At 71.6% G+C, this 17,329-nt stretch carries 13 protein-coding genes and 1 tRNA gene; 8 read left to right on the forward strand and 6 right to left on the reverse strand.

Features of this window, described 5'->3' with window-relative positions; translation table 11 throughout:
* Nucleotides 1–185: 185 nt before the first annotated feature.
* Both ACFVR6_RS15735 and ACFVR6_RS15740 read left to right on the forward strand, forming a co-directional pair.
* Complete coding sequence (locus ACFVR6_RS15735; RefSeq protein WP_386964737.1) at nucleotides 186–1,259, forward strand: Glu/Leu/Phe/Val dehydrogenase family protein; 1,074 nt, start codon at nucleotides 186–188, stop codon at nucleotides 1,257–1,259.
* A gap of 67 nt (nucleotides 1,260–1,326) precedes the next feature.
* On the forward strand, nucleotides 1,327–2,049 hold the full coding sequence (locus tag ACFVR6_RS15740; RefSeq protein WP_386964739.1) for a VIT1/CCC1 transporter family protein: 723 nt from the start codon (nucleotides 1,327–1,329) through the stop codon (nucleotides 2,047–2,049).
* A 108-nt stretch (nucleotides 2,050–2,157) separates the two neighbouring features.
* Here the strand turns inward: ACFVR6_RS15740 and ACFVR6_RS15745 are convergent, their stop codons facing one another.
* Nucleotides 2,158–4,275 carry a beta-galactosidase gene (locus ACFVR6_RS15745; protein ID WP_386964741.1) on the reverse strand — a complete coding sequence of 706 codons (2,118 nt, stop codon included), beginning with the start codon at nucleotides 4,273–4,275 and terminating at the stop codon, nucleotides 2,158–2,160.
* Between the two features lie 205 nt (nucleotides 4,276–4,480).
* On the opposite strand from ACFVR6_RS15745, the gene ACFVR6_RS15750 reads away from it, so the two are divergent.
* From ACFVR6_RS15750 to ACFVR6_RS15760, 3 genes are all read left to right on the forward strand, one after another.
* A complete protein-coding gene (locus ACFVR6_RS15750) occupies nucleotides 4,481–5,815 on the forward strand; it encodes an ABC transporter substrate-binding protein (protein ID WP_386964743.1) in 1,335 nt (444 codons plus the stop codon).
* A 66-nt stretch (nucleotides 5,816–5,881) separates the two neighbouring features.
* Nucleotides 5,882–6,796, forward strand: a complete 915-nt coding sequence (locus ACFVR6_RS15755) for a carbohydrate ABC transporter permease (RefSeq protein WP_386964746.1) — start codon at nucleotides 5,882–5,884, stop codon at nucleotides 6,794–6,796.
* Nucleotides 6,790–7,656 (forward strand): carbohydrate ABC transporter permease, encoded by an 867-nt coding sequence (locus tag ACFVR6_RS15760; protein ID WP_386964748.1) that lies wholly within the window; start codon nucleotides 6,790–6,792, stop codon nucleotides 7,654–7,656. Before ACFVR6_RS15755 ends, ACFVR6_RS15760 begins: the two co-directional genes overlap by 7 nt.
* A gap of 1 nt (nucleotide 7,657) precedes the next feature.
* Here the strand turns inward: ACFVR6_RS15760 and ACFVR6_RS15765 are convergent, their stop codons facing one another.
* Complete coding sequence (locus ACFVR6_RS15765; RefSeq protein ID WP_386964750.1) at nucleotides 7,658–8,521, reverse strand: helix-turn-helix domain-containing protein; 864 nt, start codon at nucleotides 8,519–8,521, stop codon at nucleotides 7,658–7,660.
* 94 nt (nucleotides 8,522–8,615) lie between these two features.
* On the opposite strand from ACFVR6_RS15765, the gene ACFVR6_RS15770 reads away from it, so the two are divergent.
* Both ACFVR6_RS15770 and ACFVR6_RS15775 read left to right on the forward strand, forming a co-directional pair.
* Complete coding sequence (locus tag ACFVR6_RS15770) at nucleotides 8,616–11,873, forward strand: DUF5107 domain-containing protein (RefSeq protein ID WP_386964752.1); 3,258 nt, start codon at nucleotides 8,616–8,618, stop codon at nucleotides 11,871–11,873.
* Nucleotides 11,870–13,171 carry a cellulase-like family protein gene (locus ACFVR6_RS15775; protein WP_386964754.1) on the forward strand — a complete coding sequence of 434 codons (1,302 nt, stop codon included), beginning with the start codon at nucleotides 11,870–11,872 and terminating at the stop codon, nucleotides 13,169–13,171. The genes ACFVR6_RS15770 and ACFVR6_RS15775 overlap by 4 nt, the downstream gene beginning before the upstream one ends.
* A gap of 702 nt (nucleotides 13,172–13,873) precedes the next feature.
* Here ACFVR6_RS15775 and ACFVR6_RS15780 read toward each other — a convergent pair.
* From ACFVR6_RS15780 to galU, 4 genes are all read right to left on the reverse strand, one after another.
* Nucleotides 13,874–13,949: transfer RNA gene (locus tag ACFVR6_RS15780), tRNA-Ala, on the reverse strand.
* A gap of 79 nt (nucleotides 13,950–14,028) precedes the next feature.
* A complete protein-coding gene (locus ACFVR6_RS15785) occupies nucleotides 14,029–15,033 on the reverse strand; it encodes a large exoprotein (protein WP_386964756.1) in 1,005 nt (334 codons plus the stop codon).
* A gap of 86 nt (nucleotides 15,034–15,119) precedes the next feature.
* A complete protein-coding gene (locus tag ACFVR6_RS15790; RefSeq protein ID WP_386964758.1) occupies nucleotides 15,120–15,746 on the reverse strand; it encodes a GNAT family N-acetyltransferase in 627 nt (208 codons plus the stop codon).
* Between the two features lie 21 nt (nucleotides 15,747–15,767).
* The gene (gene galU, locus ACFVR6_RS15795) at nucleotides 15,768–16,652 is read right to left on the reverse strand and encodes a UTP--glucose-1-phosphate uridylyltransferase GalU (RefSeq protein ID WP_386964760.1); all 885 of its coding nucleotides are present in this window, start codon (nucleotides 16,650–16,652) and stop codon (nucleotides 15,768–15,770) included.
* 67 nt (nucleotides 16,653–16,719) lie between these two features.
* Between galU and ACFVR6_RS15800 the strand changes: the two genes are divergently transcribed.
* Entirely contained in the window at nucleotides 16,720–17,316 is a 597-nt protein-coding gene (locus ACFVR6_RS15800; protein WP_386964762.1) for a 5-formyltetrahydrofolate cyclo-ligase, read from the forward strand.
* Nucleotides 17,317–17,329 lie beyond the last annotated feature (13 nt).

The following is a 17,329-nucleotide window of genomic DNA, read 5'->3' on the forward strand; positions in this document are numbered from 1 at the left end:
TCGGAATTCAGGCTGTGGGGCCCGGGCGCGCCCCGCGCCCGCCGGCCGCGCGGCGACAGCCTGAATTCCGACGGCGATCGGGACGCACTCGAACCACTCAGGGTCGTGGGGCACAATGGGGGCAGGATGCCGCAAAGCCGCGGATCCACCGTGCAGCCCACAAGGCCCGCCGAAAGAGGAATGCGATGACGCCCGCCCTGCCCCTTCCCGATTTCCGTCACGAGCGGGTGGAGGTGATGACCGGACGGCGCAGCGATCTGTTCCTCGTGGTCGCCCTGCACTCCTCCGTCCTCGGATCCGCCCTCGGCGGCGCCCGACTGTGGACCTACCCGCACTGGAGCGACGCCCTCGGCGACGCCCTGCGCCTGTCGGCCGCGATGACACTGAAGAACGCGGCCGCCGGCCTCGACGCCGGTGGCGGCAAGGCCGTCATCGGCCTGGAACCCGGCACCGTGCTCAGCCCCGAGCGCCGCCGCGCCGCCTTCCTCGACCTCGGCGACGCCGTCGCGTCGTTCGACGGCCGCTACCGCACCGCCGAGGACGTCGGCTCCACGACCGACGACATGCTCGTCGTCTCGGAGCGCACCGAGCACGTCGTCGGCCTCCCCGATGCCGTCGGCGGCTCCGGCGAACCGGCCGGCCCCACGAGTCTCGGCGTCTACGAATCGCTGCGCGCCACCCTCGAGCGCGTCACCGGCTCCCCCGACGTCGCCGGCCGCCGCATCACCGTCTCGGGTCTCGGCCAGGTCGGCAGCCGCCTCGCGGTGCGCCTGTCCACCGAAGGCGCTGTCCTCACCGTCACCGACGTCAACCCCGCCAAGCGCCACCTCGCCCGCGAGCTGGGCGCGTCGTGGGCCGAACCCGGCACCGAGCACCGCGTCACGGCCGACGTCTTCGTCCCGGCCGGCATCGGCGGCCTCCTCACCGACGAGGTCATCGACGCCCTGGATGCCGCGTCCGTCTGCGGTCCCGCCAACAACCCACTCGCCTCGCACGAGGGAGCCGGGCGGCTCGCCGCCCGCGGCATCCTCTACGCCCCCGACTTCGTCGTGAACGCCGGCGGCGTGATCTACCTCGACTCCGAGGCGAAGCACCTGGGCACCCGCGCCGAAACCATGACGCGCGTGGCGCACATCGGCGACACGCTGCGGCGCATCTTCGACGAGGCCGAGACCCGCGGCGTCACACCGCTGGAGGCAGCGGAAGGGCTCGCGGCCGAGCGCCTCGCAACGGGCGACCGGCAGTCGGCCCTGGCCTGAGCGCGAGGGAACACGCCCCGCCGCGGCCGCTCTTCCACCCCGCAGGCCGCCTGCATATGGTGTGCACATGAGTGCACCGGCGACGCCCACGCACGATGAACCGCACCGCCAGGGATTGGCGGAGCGCCTCAACTGGCTGCGCGCGGGCGTGCTGGGTGCGAACGACGGCATCGTCTCGGTCGCCGCCGTCGTCGTCGGGGTCGCGGGCGCGACGTCGGCGGTCGGCCCGATCGTCACTGCCGGTGCGGCGGCGCTCATCGGCGGCGCGATCTCGATGGCCCTGGGCGAGTACGTCTCGGTCAGCAGTCAGCGCGACACCCAGCACGCACTCATCGCCAAGGAGCGCGCCGAGCTGCAGGAGACCCCCGGGGAGGAACTCGAGGAGCTCGCGGGTCTGTACCGGGACAAAGGGCTGTCGGATGCCACCGCGCACCAGGTCGCCGTGGAGCTGACCGCCCACGACGCGCTGGCGGCGCACCTCGACGCCGAGCTGCAGATCACCGAGGGCGATGTCGTGAGTCCGTGGCACGCGGCGTTCGCGTCGGGGGTCTCGTTCGTGGCCGGCTCGATCCTGCCGATGGCCGCGATCCTCCTGCCACCCCCGCAGTTGCGCGTGCCGATCACCTTCGTCGCGGTGCTGATCGCCCTCGCGGTGACCGGCGCGGTGGCGGCACGCATCGGCGGCGCGGCGCCGGGGCGCGCCATGATCCGCACCGTCATCGGCGGCGCGCTGGCGCTCGCGGCGACCTTCGCCGTCGGAACGCTGCTCGATACATCCGGCGTCGTCTAGCGCCGCCCCGCGCCCGCCCCGAGCCCGGCCCGAGCCCGGCGCGCGCCCGAGCCCCGAGCCCGGGCCGAGCCCGAGCCCGCGCCACCGCCGCGCGGCGCCCCGCCCGCGTCAGCCCAGCGCGACCGTGCCGACCGACTCCAGGCGCGCCGCGTCCACCGCGGCCCGCGTCGGCACCCGACCTGCCCCGATGTAGACGTCGGCCGCAGGATGCGGCGGCAGGATCTCGATCGCGATGTGCTGCGCCCCGCGGCGCTCGTGCGGCCCGATGCGCCAGGGCTCGCCGCGGTACACCGCATCCGACAGCAGCCGGTCTCCCGCCCAGGCGCGCGCGACATCGCCCTCCCAATCGATGACGAGGGTCCCGTCCGCATCGTCGGGCAGGTCGAGGGCGTACTGGGCCGCCCCGCTCCAGTCCGTCGGGATCGACGCGCGGCCGTTGTCGGCGGCGTGACGCTCGGGCGGGCTGCCGGCCTGACGCACGAGGCTCACCTCGACCGGCGTCCGGCCCGGGGCGGCTGCGCCGACGACGACCCAGCCGTCATCGGTGAGGCGGCGCACCTCGCCATCGCCGCCGTCGAAGATCTCCACCCGGTCGGATGCCACGACGCCGTCGGCCAGCACCAACTCGGCAGCGCCCGCCGCAGCGGTGCGCACCCCGAGCCGCAGGGCGTCCGCCTCCGACAGCACCAGCACGCGCGCGACGACCTCGCCGTCCCGCACGAGTTCGAAGAGCGATCCCGGCCCGTCGAGGTCCGCCTCGCGCACCTCCGCGTCGGCGTCGAAGCGCGCCGGGATGCCGGCGGTGGCCCCGAGCACCACCAGCGGCGCCCCGCGCCACACCACCTCGGTCAGCGGCTGCGCGGTCGCCCAGCGCAGCGTCGCCTCGCCCACGCGCAGCGCGAACGGCCACACGAACGCGGTATCCGAGGGGATGTCGACGGCGGGGAACGCGATCTCCCCGGCATCCGTCGCCACGGTGAAGGCCACCTGGTCGTGCGCCGGCAGGGTCACCCCGGGCTGGTGATTGATGACGAAGAGGAACCCCGACTCCCCGTCGGAGCGCACCGACCAGCGCAGCCCTTCGGTGTCGGGGGCATCGGGGGCATCGGCGGGGAAGGAGGCGGGCATGGTCGCCAGCTGCGGGCCCCAGCGGTGCAGCAGGTGATGCTGCCGCCGCAGCCGGAACCAGCTCTCGCGCGGCTTGCCGTCGACGGTCAGCGGGGCGCCGAAGTCGTAGGAGATGTCGGGGAAGTCGTTCGGTTCACCGGCGGCGTGCGACTCCTGCAGCCCAGCCCGCGGGTTCCGGCCGTCGGAGAACATGTAGTAGCCCTGCCACACGCTCCCGGATGCCAGTTTCGCGAGGGTCAGCGCGTCGACGTCGGCGGCGGTCACCAACGGCCGGCGGTGGTAGGCGGCGGTCATGCCGGCGCCGATCTCGCACGTCGCGAACGGCAGGTCGTACTCGCGCGCGGCGCCCGGGGTGCCGGTGCGGTGGTCGGCGCCGATGCCGTCGTCGTCACGGCGCGCGGAGGGGAAGAAGTTGGTCTCGCTGCGCAGGTCCCGGGTGTCGGATGCCTCGATCCAGAACGAGTCCGAGTAGCCGCCGAACACCGGCAGCACGTCGTCGGGCAACTCCGCGCCGCCCCATCCGGTGGCCACCCACAGCGGGGCGTCGAACCCGACGCGCTCGGCCAGGCGACGTAGGGTGGTCAGGTGGGTCGGCTGGTCGTAGAGCTCGTTGTCGACCTGGATGGCGAACAGCTCGATGCCGCGCACCTCGTCCGCCAGCATCGTGTACCAGCGCTCCACCTCGGCCAGATACGCGGGGTCGTCGGTGCGCACCGCGACGCCGGTCTCGACCAGCCAGTCCGGCAGTCCACCATGGCGGGACTCGGCGTGGGCATAGGGGCCGATGCGCAGCACGATGCCGAGCCCGTGGCCGATCGCCGCCTGCAGGAAGGCCCGGAGGTCCAGGTCGCCCGAGAACGACGCCTCGCCGCGCACCGGCTCGTGGTGGTTCCAGAGCACATAGCTCGCCACGTGCGTCATGCCGCTCGCCCGCATCCGCCGCAGCGTCGCGTCCCACTGGGCGCGCGGCAGTCGGGAGAAGTGCACTTCGCCGGTCAGCGGGAAGACGGGCTCACCGCCCACCTGCACGAAACGGCTCGTGACCTGGACATCGCCGGAGGCGAGGTCGGTGACGGCGGCGGCGGGGGGCGCGGACACGCGCAGACGGGGTGTGGAAAGCACGTCGACCTTTCGTGTTATCGGCTCTCCAGTCTACGGAAAGCAGCGACGCGCCAGATCTATACCAACCGGTGAATCGTCCAGGCCTTCCGCGGCATCCGCCATGTCGTCGCGCCCACCGCCAGTCCTAGTCTCAGAACGCACCACATCCGCCAGGATGCACGATCACATGCGAGGGAGCATTATGTCCATTTTCCCATCCGCCCGACGCACGCGGCTGCTGTCCGCGCTCGCACTCGGGGCCGTCGGCGCGCTCGCGCTGTCGGCATGCAGCGGCGGCTCGACTGACGGCGGTGGCGGCACCGCCGAGAACCCCACCGAGATCACCTTCCAGTCGTGGGTGCCCAACATCGACCAGGCCGTGGATGCCTTCAACGAGGCGCACGACGACATCCACGTGACCCTCGAGACGATCACCGCCGGCCCCGACGGCGGCTACGCCAAGATGCTCTCGGCCGTGCAGGCGGGCAACCCCGCCGACGTCGCCCAGATCGGCTACGACTCGATCCCCGACTTCCTCGTCAACGACGCCCTCGAGGACATCACCGAGTACGTCGGCGACTCCGCCGATACCTTCGTGCCGTGGCAGTGGGAGACCGGCGTCTTCGGCGACCAGGTCTACGCGGTGCCGCAGGCCTCCGGCCCGCTCGGCCAGTTCTACCGCAAGGACATCTTCGACTCGCTGGGCCTGGCCTACCCCACCACGTGGGACGAGTACTACGAGGCGGCCAAGGTCATCCGCGCCTCCGACCCCAACCGGTACATCGCGGCGTTCGCCTTCAACCAGGCGCCCTGGATGATCGGCCTGGCCCAGCAGGGCGGGGCCAACTGGTTCGGCACCGACGGCGACGCCTGGGTCGTCGACATCGACGGCGACGCCACGCTGTCCGTGGCGGAGTTCTGGCAGAAGATGATCGACGAAGACCTCGTCAAGATCGAGGCCGACTTCTCCAGCGAGTGGAACGCCGACATCCAGAACGGCAACATCGTCACGTGGATCTCCGGCTCCTGGGCCGACGCGATCCTGCGCGGCACCGCTCCCGACACCGCCGGCTCCTGGGCCGTCGGCGCCATGCCGCAGTGGGTCGCGGGCGAGAACGTCTCCGCCACGTGGGCCGGCGGCTCGGCCAGCGTCGTGCTGAAGGGCTCGAAGAACCCCGAGGCCGCCGCAGAGTTCGCGCTGTGGCTCAACTCCGACCCGACCAGCGTCGACATCCTCACCTCGGTGGGCGCCGGCTGGCCCGCCATCGCCGACACCAGCGTCGTCCCGTCCCTGCAGGACGACCCCGAGGTGTTCGCGTTCTACGGCGGTCAGGACATCTGGGATGTCTTCGCCGAGTCGGATGCCGCCGTCGACACGTCGTGGAAGTGGCCGCCGCTGTCGTCCACCCTCTTCGCGTCGCTGACCGACAACGTCAAAGCGGCCGTGGATGCAGGCACCCCGCTCGTGGATGCCTACCGCAAGACGCAGACCGACGTCGTGACCGCACTGGAAGAGCGCGGCATCACCGTCAAGTAATCCCCCGCGGGGGGAGGGACCTCGGTTCCTCCCCCCGCTTTTCCTTCTTCGCCGAAAGCGCGCCCCATGAGCACCCTCGCCCCCCGCCGCACTCGACGCCGCCCTCGCGCGGCGCTGTGGGCTCTCCTCGTCCCCTTCGTCGTGATGTTCGCGCTGTTCTTCATCGCGCCGATCATCTACGCCCTTGTGCAGAGCATGTTCGCCACGAAGAGCTCTGGCCTCGGTCTCGGCCGGCCCGAGACGGTGTTCGTCTTCTTCGACAATTACGCCCGCGCCCTCTCCGACCCTGCGTTCGTGGAGAGCCTCGGCCGCCTCCTGCTGTTCTCGGCGATCGAAGTGCCGCTCATGGTGATCACCGCGCTCGGCCTCGCGCTGTTGCTGGACTCGGGACGGGCCTGGGGAGGCCGCTTCTTCCGCGTGCTCTACTTCGCGCCCTACGGCGTGCCCGGCGTCGTGGCGACGCTCCTCTGGGGCTTCCTCTACATCCCGGCCACGAGCCCGGTTCTGCAGATGCTCGAGGGCGTCGGCATCCACATCAACCCGCTCTCCGGCGACAACGTGCTGTTCGCCATCGCCAACATCGCCCTCTGGGGCTTCGCCGGCTACAACATGATCATCCTGATGTCGGCACTGGATGCCATCCCCTCCGAGCTCTACGAGGCCGCCCGCATCGACGGCGCGTCCGCCTGGTCGATCATCTGGAACATCAAGCTGCCGCTGGTGCGCCCCTCGGTGATCCTCGTCACGGTCTTCACCCTCATCGGCACGTTGCAGCTGTTCGTCGAACCGCTCGTGCTGCGGCCGCTGACCACCGCGATCAGCTCGACGTTCACCCCGAACCTCGCCGCCTACAACCAGGCCTTCGCCCAGGGCAACCCGAACCTGGCCGCCGCGATGGCCGTCATCGTGGCGCTCCTCGGCTTCGCCTTCTCGTTCGGCTTCCTCAGCCTCGTCAACCGAAAGGGGAACCGCGCATGGTGACCGCAGCCCGTCACACGCGACGCCTCGCCCCCAGCAGCATCGCCGTCAACGCCGTCGTCATCCTCGCTGCGGTCTATTTCCTGCTGCCGCTCGTGTGGGTGCTGATCGCGGCGACGAAGTCCCCCGGCGAGCTGTTCTCCACCTTCGGTCTCTGGTTCTCCGACACCCCGCAGGCGTGGGAGAACCTCACGCGCCTGTTCACGCAGGACGGCGGAGCGTTCAGCCGCTGGATCTTCAACAGCATCGTGTACTCGGGCGTGGGTGCGGCCGTCGCCATGGTGCTCTCCAGTGCGTGCGGCTACGCCATCGCGAAGTACGACTTCCGCGGCCGTGAGGCGCTGTTCTCCGTCATCCTCGGCGGCGTGCTGGTGCCGGCGACCGTCATCGCGTTGCCGCTGTACTTCCTGCTCAACACGGTCGGGCTCACCGGGTCGTACTGGGCGGTGCTGCTGCCGAGCATGGTCAGCCCGTTCGGGGTGTACCTGGCCCGCATCCACGCCAATTCCAGCGTCCCCGACGAGGTCATCGAGGCCGCACGCCTGGACGGCGCGGGCGACCTGCGCATCTTCGGCACGATCGCCACGCGCATGATGATGCCGGCGCTCGTGACGATCTTCCTGTTCCAGTTCGTCACGATCTGGAACAACTACCTGCTGCCGCTGGTCATGCTCAACGACACCCGCAGCTTCCCGGTGACCCTCGGGCTCACGCTCTGGAACTCGCAGACCCAGCGCGACCCGATGTTCTACCAGCTGGTCGTCACCGGTTCCGCGGTCTCGGCGATCCTGCTGGTGGCCCTCATGGTGTCGCTGCAGCGGTTCTGGCGAGCCGACCTCACCGCGGGCGCCACCAAGGGGTGAGTCACTCCTGCCGCATCGTGCGGTAGCCGCTCGGGCTCAGGCCGTGCGTGCGGCGGAACTGGCGGGAGAAGTAGAACGGGTCGTCCATCCCGACGGCCCGGCCGATCTCGGCCACCGGCATCTCGGTGGTGTCCAGCAGCCGCCGCGCGCGCGCCATCTTCTGGGCGAGGTGGTAGGCGAGCACTCCCCCGCCGGTCGCGTCGCGGAACAGCGACGCCAGATGGGATGCCGACACCCCCACCATGGCGGCCAGTTCCGGCACCTGCACCCGCCCGTCCACGCGCTCCTCGAGGTAACGCATCGCCCGCTCCAGCGGCGTGCCGTGCTCGGGGAGCGCGCGGTCGACCGCGAGCTGGGTCAGCATGCGCCACGCCATCCCCGAGGTCGCCAGCAGCCGCGCCGGGGTGGTGTCGTGTTCGAGCGAGGTGGCGATCTCGTCGAGCAGCGCCGTGACGCGGTCAACGGCGCGCAGCGAGATGGTCCCCATGTGCCTCGTGACCCCGGCCGCCACCAGGAGTTCGGCAACATCGTCGCCGCGCAGGTGGCACCACCAGATCGTCCAGGGGTCGTCGAGATCCGCGCCGTACGAGTGCGGCATCCCGCTCGGGATCACGATGGCCGTGGACGATCCGATGCGTGTACGCGTGCCGTCGGCATCGATCCAGCCCCTGCCCGCGACGCACACGATCACGATCGTCTCGGGGGCGCCGTGCGGTCGATGACGTCCGTGCTCCGCAGCGTGAGGGAAGTACCCGGCATCCGTCACGAGGATCCGTCGTGTCACGGGCCGCGCCAGCGCCGAGTCGACCAGCGGCCGGGGGACGACGCTCATGCGCTGGTGATCGAATCCGTCGGCACGTTCCATTCCGCCATCCTTCCACGCGCGATCATCGGATCGTCCATACCCACCGATCGATCAGCCATGGCCGCGCCCCGACCGCGCCCCTAGATTCGGCTGTGTGACCCGTGATGACGCGCCGAGCCGTATCGACCTGCCTCCCGCCCCTGCCGACCAGCAGCTCATCCTCGATGCCGGCGGAGTGGCCTGCTGGAGCGAGCCCGTCGAGATCGACACCTACGAGCCGGGTGAGCCCGACCGCTACCCGCTGTTCCTCGACCGCCGTGTCTACCAGGGCTCGAGCGGCAAGGTTTACCCCATGCCGATGACCGACAAGGTCGAGCACGTCAAGCGCCCGCGGGCCTGGCGGGCGATCCACATCGAGAACGCGACGGTGCGGCTCATGCTGCTGCCCGAGCTCGGCGGCCGCATCCACATCGGCTACGACAAGGTGACCGGGTACGACTTCTTCTACCGCAACAACGTCATCAAGCCGGCTCTCGTCGGCATCGCCGGTCCGTGGATCTCGGGCGGCGTCGAGTTCAACTGGCCGCAGCACCACCGCCCCGCCACCTACCTGCCCGTCGACACCCGCATCGAGCGGGAGGACGACGGCGCCGTCGTGGTCTGGCACAGCGACCTCGACCAGCTGCAGCGCATGCGGGGTGTCCACGGCATCCGCCTGCGGCCCGAGTCGTCGCTCATCGAGCTCGAGGCACGCCTGCACAACCGCACCGACGTGCCGCAGACGTTCCTGTGGTGGGCCAACGTCGCCGCGCGCTCGCACGAGCGCTACCAGTCGTTCTTCCCCGACGACGTCGCCTACGTCGCCGACCACGCCCGCCGCGCGATCACCGCGTTCCCCCGCGCCGACCGCGCGTACTACGGCGTGGACTACCCGGCGTTGGCGGCCGAGCGCCCCGACGCCGACCGCATCGACATCTACAGCAACATCCCGGTGCCGACGTCGTACATGATCACCGACACCGCCGACTCGTTCTTCGGCGGTTACGACCACGCCGCCGACGCCGGCTTCGTGCACTGGGCCGACCGCGCGGTGTCCCCCGGCAAGAAGCAGTGGACGTGGGGCGATGGCCCCATCGGCCGAGCCTGGGACGCGCAGCTGACCGACGACGACGGCCCGTACGTCGAACTGATGGCGGGGGTCTACACCGACAATCAGCCCGACTTCGCGTGGCTGGCTCCGGGTGAGACGAAGACGTTCTCGCAGTTCTGGTTCCCGATCCACGCGGTGGGTCCCGTGCGCCAGGCGACGACGGATGCCGCCGTGTCGCTGTCGCCGCACGCCGCCTCCGCCCGCGTCGGCGTCATCGCGACCCGCACGTTCCCCGGCGCGGTCATCACCGTCGAGACCGACGACGGCGTGGCTGCCGAGTGGACGGCCGACCTCGGCCCCGACTCCCCCGCCGTGCAGGTCGTCGACGCCACCGAGGAGAGCGTGCGCACCATTCGCGTCTGCACCTCCGCCGGCGTCGATCTCGTCACGTGGACCCGCCGCGACACCACCGCCCCCGAACCGTGGGTGGCGACGGCACCGGATGCCGCGGAGTCGATGACCTCCGCCGACGAGCTGTACCTCACCGCGCAGCACCTGCTGCAGTACCGGCATCCGTCCCGTTCGGCGGTCCCGTATCTCGAAGAGGCGCTGCGACGCGACCCCGGCGACACCCGGTCGGCGACAGCGCTGGCCGCCTGGCATCTCTCCCGCGGCGGCTACGACGTCGCCCGCGACCTGCTGCAGAGGGCCGTGGCCCGCCTGACCCGCCGCAACCTCAACCCGCGTGACGGCGAGACGCACTACCTGCTCGGGCTCGTGCTGGAGCGCCTGGGTGAGCCGGATGCCGCGGACGACGCATTCGCGACGGCCGCCTGGGTGCAGGCGTGGCGTGTGCCGGCCACGCTCGGCCGGGCCCGTCTGGCGCTGCGGCAGGGACGCGCCCGGGACGCGCTCGATCTGGCATCCGCCGTCTCCGAAGTGCCCGAGGCCGCGCGCCTGGTCGTGCTGGCGCTGCGGCGCCTCGGACGCGACGAGGAGGCCCGGCAGACGCTGACGCGACTGATCGACGCCGATCCGCTGGATGCCGCCTCCCGCGCGCTCGGCGGTGGGACGATCGCCGTGGATCCGCGCACCCTCCTGGAGGTGGGCGCGGAATTCGCCCGCGCCGGCTGCTACGCCGAAGCCCTCGCCGCGACCGCCGCGCGTTCTGCTGCTGCCCCTGCCGCGTTCGGCAACGCCGAGCCCATGCGCCACCTGCTGCGCGCTGCCTGGTTCGACGCAGCCGGCGACCACGCCGCTGCCGCGGCCGCCCGCGCGGCCGCCGCCGAGGCCGACCCGTCGCTCGCCTTCCCCGCGGGCCTCGACCAGTTCGACGCCCTGTCGGCCGCGATCGCCGCCGAGCCCAGGCACGCCCTGGCACATGCGCTGCGCGGCATGTGGCTGCTCGATGCCGGCCGATCCGGTCACGCGCTGGCGGACCTCCGGATCGCGACGGCCGGCGGCAGCACCGACCCCGTCGCATGGCGCAACCTGGCACTGGCGATCATGCAGACCGGCGGCTCCCCCGCCAAGGCCGACGCCGCCTACGAGCGGGCGCTCGCCCTGGCCGACGACGCGCGTCTGGTCTTCGAGCGCGACCTGCTCGCCCAGGTGCGCGGGCTCTACCCCGATGAGCGGCTGACGCTGCTGAAGGAGCGGCCGGCTCTGCTCGAGGACCGCGACGACCTCGCGCTCGTGCACGCCACGCTGCTGCTCGACAACGGACGGATCGACGAGGCGTGGAAGCTCCTCACCGAACGCACCTTCCGCCCGTTCGAAGGCGGCGAGGGCCGCGTGATCGCGGCGTTCGACCGCGCGTCGTGCGCCATCGCCCGCCGGCTGCTCGACGAGGGCGCCGCCGACCGCGCCGCCGCCCTCCTCGCCGATGGCCTCGTTCCCCCGGCATCCCTCGGCGAAGGGCGCCACCCCGCCGTGCCGCAGGCCGAACGTCTCGTCCTGCTGGGCGACGCGCGCGCCGCGCTCGGCGACGACGCGGGAGCACGCGAAGCCTGGGCTGCGGCCCGCGCCACCACGCCGCTGGCGGTCGCCCCGCGCCCCGCCGACGAGGCGGACTTCTGGATCGGCACCGCGCACCTGCGCCTGGGCGAGCACGATGCCGCAGCCGACGCCTGGACGCGGCTCGAACACCGCGCCGGCGAGCTGGAGCGCGCCCGCGACGCCGTGGACTACTTCGCCACGTCGCTGCCCGAACTCCTCGTCTTCGACGTGGACACCGCCGCCGCCCGCATCTCCACCGCGGCGCGGCTGCGGGAGCTCGCCGGTCTCGGCCGCGCCTCGGCACCGGGGAGGATGGAACGATGACAGAGCGCTACCTCGGCTCCGCGTCGCTCGTCGACGACGACTCCGCCCTCACGGGAGCGGTGCCCTCCCACCTGCCCGGACGGCTCACGATCACCCTGTGGGACTTCTCCTGGTACACCCAGGCCGGGCCCGGGGAACCCTACGCCGACCTGGAGGCGACGGTGGCGGATGCCGCGTCGCTCGGGTACAACGCGATCCGCATCTGCGCCGCGCCCCTGCTGCTGTTCGGCGGTCTGGGGCTGGACGATCTCGCCGCCGACCTCGAGATCGAAGGTCTGGGCGCTTCGCCCGATGGCGGGTTCTACGGCCGGCGCACGCGCTGGTACGACACCCCGGGCGGCTTCCGCATCGACCTGCGCGCCCGCCTGCTGGCGCTGTTCGACGCGGCCGCACGCCACGGCATGGTGGTGATCCTCGCCAGCTGGGAGTACCAGCAGTCGCCGTCGTTCGCGGCATCCTCCCGCTGGTTCGAGGCGATCGACGCCGTGCCGCTGGCCGAGCGCTACGACGTGCTCGCCGGGGCCTGGGACGGCATGATCGCCTGGCTCACCGCGCACGGTCACCGCGAGCGCATCGCGCTCGTGGAGCTGCACAACGAGGTCGACTTCTCGATCCTCCCCGACATCGCCGACCACGGCGGGGTCGTCGCGGCGCTGCGCGCCCGGCATCCCGATCTGCTCGTCACCGCCAGCTACGGCAAGCCGCCGCATCTCGCGATGCACCGCGTGCCGGCCGAGCTCGGCGCCGCGCAGTGCCACGTGTACTCGTACGGCGTGCTCGACGCGCTGCAGCAGCGCATCGACATCCGTTCCGAAGGCACCGCCGGGTTCCCCAACGCCGCGCTGCGCGAACTGCTGCGCGCCGACGCGCCGCCGGTGGCCGACTACGGGCGGCCGGCGGACTGGAAGCTGCAGGCCACGGTCATCACCGACCAGATGATCTACGGCTATGACTGGGTCGACCCGTCGGCGTGGGATGCCTGGCTCGACGAGCACTACCCGCCGTACGCCGAGGTCATGCACCGCGAGATCGCCTCACGCGTCATCGCGATCGCCGCCTGGGCACGCTGGCGCGGCGTCCCGGCGATCGTCGGCGAGGGCTGGGTGGGCTACACCCCGCTGCACGGCACGTTCGAGGAGGGCGAGATCGGCCGCGCCCTCGCCGAGCACGGCGTGCGCACCGCGCTGGATCACGGCGTCTGGGGCGTCGTGCTCTGCTCCAACGCCGCACCCCATCATCCGATGTGGCAGCTACGGGAGTGGCAGCAGGATCTGAACGACGAGATCCTCGCCCGCTGACCCGCGCCGCCCGACGACCGAAGGCCGCGACACGCCCCACCCCGCTCAGTCGTCGCACAAGCGCGCAACCGCCGCGCCAGTGGGACCTTCGCGACCACCGAACGCGGCGCCGCCACCGCAGCCCGCTCCGTCGTCGCATTCGCCCCCACCCGCTCCTTCAGGGCGCCCTTCGCGACGACCGAAGACGGTGCCGCCGCCACCCCTCCCCACCCCGCTCCGCTCAGTCGTCACAGAATGCCGTGACCGCGGCGCGAGAGGGCCCTATGTGACGACCCACCCCACCGACGCAGGCACCGCACCCCACCCGCGCGTCGCATTCGCCCCGCCTGGCCCCGCGAGCGGGTCATTCGCGACTACCCAACCGGGCCTCAGACCGCCGCGAGCCACTCAGTTGTCACATTCGCCCCGCCCCGCTCCGTCACGGGGCCCTTTGCGACGGCCGAAGGTCCGCGACACGCGCCACCCCGCTCGGTCGTCGCAAAAGGCCGCGACCGCGGCGCCGGCGGGACCTTCGCGACGACCGAACACGGCGCTGCCGCAGCCGATCCCGCTCGGTCGTCGCAAATGGCCGCAGCGCAGCGTCGGAAGGGCCGTTCGCGGCGACCTAACACCGGCGCCGCGCCCACGGCACACACGCTGAGCGACGGATGCCGGCGCCACCGACCGCGGAAACGAAAAATCCCCCGATGCCGGGGGATTTTCTGGTGGACCTGAGGGGATTCGAACCCCTGACCTCTTCATTGCGAACGAAGCGCGCTACCAACTGCGCCACAGGCCCGTGAACCTCAGAAACACTATCACGATTCCGCGGTCCGGCTGGAATCGAGACGCCCTCGCGGGGGCGTCGCCGCGGCGCGTTACTGACCCGAAGCGCGGCGGGCGAGAAGCTCGCGCACGTGCGCTTCGATCGTCGCGTCGTCGCTCGTCGCGACGGGTGCGACCGGAGCCGCGGTCGCGCGCGCAGCGCGGGCCACGGCGATCGACGGCGGTGCGTTGCGGGCGGCGCGCTCGCGCATCGCCTCTTCGCGGGCCGCCTGGCGCAGCGCCTGGCGAGCGGCGGCCGCGTCGAGTTCGGCGGCGGCGCGCGAGCCGGTGGATGCCGTGAGCGGACGGGGAAGCTCACGCGGCGTCCAGGCGCGCTCGTCGTCGAGGGAGACATCCTGCACCGGCCCCGAGACGGCCACGCGCACGTCGGGAGCCACGACGGACACCATGGCACCCCGGGTGCGCACGCGGGCCATGCGCGCCAGCAGCAGGGCGGACGTCCCGAAGACGCCGACACCGACCCACAGCAGCAGCTGCGAGCCGGAGACGATCAGTTCGAACCCACCCCATCCCGCGACGGCGAGACCGGCGAGGGCGAACACGGTGATGGTCAGCCGCGCGCGGCGGCGGGCACGCGCCCGTCGGGCGGCGGGCAGCGCACGGGCCGCGGCTGCGGCGGCGACAGCACGCTCGCGGGCGGCCGCGGCATCGGCTCGGGCGGCCTCGGCGGCGGCACGGTCGGCCTCCGCCTGGGCACGGGCCCGCTCGCGGGCGAGGATCGCGTCGGCGCGTGCCTTCTCCTTGGCGAGGGACAGTTCGGTGCGGGCGACGACGAGGGATGCCTGTTCGCGTTCGGCGAGGGCCTGGCGCGCTAGGCGCTGCTGGGCCATCGCGGTGCGGGCGTTGAGCTCGAGTCGCACTTCCTCGGGCGTCTCACTGGTCTCCGCGAGCACCCGCAGGGCACGGTTCAGGCGCACGGCATTGCGCTCGGCGGCCTCGTACTGGTGACGGCTGTGCCACGACGGCAGCAGGTACACCAGCCACAGGATCACCGCGACGGCGACGATCACGCCTCCGCCCAGCACCTGTCCACCCATGGCGACAACGGTATCGGGAGAGCGCCTACCACCGCCACGCGAGCCCGGGCGTGTCGCACTCTCGCCTTCAACAAGAAGGTGAAAGTTCAGGCGGAGAGCCGATCCGACGGCGGAATGGCCGCGGCATCCTGAGGAGCAGCCCCCGCCACCCAGCGCCGCAGCACCCCGTCGGGCACGTCCTCACTCACGAGGGCGAACGCATAGTGATCGCGCCAGTCGCCGTCGATGTGGATGAACCGCCGCCGCAGCCCCTCGTACCGGAAGCCGAGCTTCTCCACCACGCGCAGGCTCGCCCGGTTCTCGGGACGAATGCAGATCTCCATGCGGTGCAGGCCCAGCTGGGTGAAGGCGACGTCGGTGGCCAGCGCCACCGACGTCGGCGTGATGTCGCGCCCGGCGAACCGCTCGCTCACCCAGTACCCGATGGTCGCCGAAGCCAGCGAACCGCGGGCGATCCCCCACACGTTCAGCTGTCCGGCGACCTCGCCGCCGTACTCCATGACGAACGGCACCCCGAGCCCGTCCCGGTACTGCTGCAGCAGCCGACGCACGCCCAGGCGCATGTCGAACGACGCCGGCCCGTCCGGGCTCGTCGCCTCCCACGGCCTCAGCCACGACCGGTTGGTCATGAGCTCGTGCTGCAGCACGCGCGCGTCACGCGTGCGCACCAGGCGGATCGAGACGGGGCCGTGCTCGCGAGGCGACAGTTCCACGCATCCCCCTCGGGTGCGGCGTCAGAGCGTCGCCGCGAAGTCCTTCAGCCAGGGACGCAGCTCCGGACCGAGGTCGTCCCGGTCGGATGCCAGCTGCACGATGGCCTTGATGTAATCCACTCTATCGCCGGTGTCGTAGCGACGCCCGCGGAAGACGACACCACGAACGCCGGGACCGTCGGGGTCCGCGGCGAGCTCCTGCAGCGCGTCGGTGAGCTGGATCTCCCCGCCCTTGCCGGGTTCGGTGCGCTCGAGGATGTCGAACACGTTCGGCGCGAGCACGTACCGGCCGATGACGGCGTAGTTGGAGGGCGCGTCGGCAGCGTCGGGCTTCTCCACCAGGCCGGTCACCCGCACGACGTCGTCGTCCTCGGTGGTCTCGATCGCAGCCATGCCGTACATGTGCGACTGCTCGGGTGCGACCTCCATGAGGGCGACGATGGCGGCCCCGGTGCGCTCGTGCTCTTCCATCATGCGCGTCAGCAGCGGGTCGCGCTCGTCGATGAGGTCGTCACCCAGCAGCACGGCGAACGGGTGCTCACCGACGTGACGGCGGGCACGCAGCACGGCGTGCCCCAGCCCCTTGGGGTCACCCTGACGCACCATGTGGATGTCGGCGAGATCGGTGGAGTGCTCGACCTTCGACAGCTTGTCCTGGTCGCCCTTCGCGCGCAGCCGCTCCTCGAGCTCAGGCATCTGGTCGAAGTGGTTGGCGATGTTGTTCTTGTTGCGCCCGATGATGATCAGCACGTCCTGGATGCCGGCCTGCGTCGCCTCTTCGACGACGTACTGGATGGCGGGCTTGTCGACGACGGGCAACATCTCCTTCGGCATCGCCTTGGTGGCGGGCAGGAATCGGGTACCGAGTCCGGCCGCAGGAATGACGGCTTTGAAAGGCAGAGACATGCGGCTCAGTGTATCGAAGCCGACGTGCGCGCCGACGCGGCCGACCGCGCAACCTAGAATCGACTTCATGTCCGACGGCATCGATGACGAGAAGCGGGCGCTGCGCGCGGAGTTGCGCGAGCGCCGGCAGCAGCTGAGCGATCAGGTGCGCACCACCGCCGAGGAGGGCGTGCACCGCCAGCTCGACGCGCTCGTCGCGCGCACCGGCGCACGGTCGCTCTCCTGCTTCCTCTCCACCCCCACCGAGCCCGGCACCCGGTCGTTCGTCAACGCGGCCGTCGAGCGCGGCATCCGCGTGCTGCTGCCGGTCACCCGCACCGATGGCCTCCTCGACTGGGCGGTCGCGACCCCCGACGGCGACGTCACCGACGGCCTGTTCGGATTGCCGGAGCCGGTCGGTGAACTGCTCGGGCCCATCGCGGTCAACGACGTCGATCTGCTCGTCATCCCCGCCGCCGCCGTCGACCACCGCGGCATGCGCCTCGGCTGGGGGCGCGGCTACTTCGACAAGACGCTCGGCTCGATGGAACGCTGCCCGCCGGTGTATGCCGTCATCTACGACTCGGAACTCATCGACGAGGTCCCCCGCGACGTGCACGATCAGCCGGTGAGCGGCGTCGTGACACCCACTCAGACCATCGTCCTGTCGCCCGAGCGACACTGAACCACCCGAAAGA

The sequence above is a fragment of the Microbacterium sp. NPDC058021 genome, from assembly GCF_042885955.1.
Classification (GTDB): domain Bacteria; phylum Actinomycetota; class Actinomycetes; order Actinomycetales; family Microbacteriaceae; genus Microbacterium.

Excerpts from the sequence above, each read along its gene's own strand:
- ACFVR6_RS15735 (WP_386964737.1), top strand. The coding sequence starts at position 186 with ATGACGCCCGCCCTGCCCCTTCCCGATTTCCGTCACGAGCGGGTGGAG.
- ACFVR6_RS15765 (WP_386964750.1), bottom strand. The coding sequence starts at position 8,521 with ATGGAACGTGCCGACGGATTCGATCACCAGCGCATGAGCGTCGTCCCC.
- ACFVR6_RS15775 (WP_386964754.1), top strand. The coding sequence starts at position 11,870 with ATGACAGAGCGCTACCTCGGCTCCGCGTCGCTCGTCGACGACGACTCC.
- ACFVR6_RS15750 (WP_386964743.1), top strand. The coding sequence starts at position 4,481 with ATGTCCATTTTCCCATCCGCCCGACGCACGCGGCTGCTGTCCGCGCTC.
- ACFVR6_RS15800 (WP_386964762.1), top strand. The coding sequence starts at position 16,720 with ATGTCCGACGGCATCGATGACGAGAAGCGGGCGCTGCGCGCGGAGTTG.
- ACFVR6_RS15755 (WP_386964746.1), top strand. The coding sequence starts at position 5,882 with ATGAGCACCCTCGCCCCCCGCCGCACTCGACGCCGCCCTCGCGCGGCG.
- galU (WP_386964760.1), bottom strand. The coding sequence starts at position 16,652 with ATGTCTCTGCCTTTCAAAGCCGTCATTCCTGCGGCCGGACTCGGTACC.
- ACFVR6_RS15785 (WP_386964756.1), bottom strand. The coding sequence starts at position 15,033 with ATGGGTGGACAGGTGCTGGGCGGAGGCGTGATCGTCGCCGTCGCGGTG.
- ACFVR6_RS15740 (WP_386964739.1), top strand. The coding sequence starts at position 1,327 with ATGAGTGCACCGGCGACGCCCACGCACGATGAACCGCACCGCCAGGGA.
- ACFVR6_RS15760 (WP_386964748.1), top strand. The coding sequence starts at position 6,790 with ATGGTGACCGCAGCCCGTCACACGCGACGCCTCGCCCCCAGCAGCATC.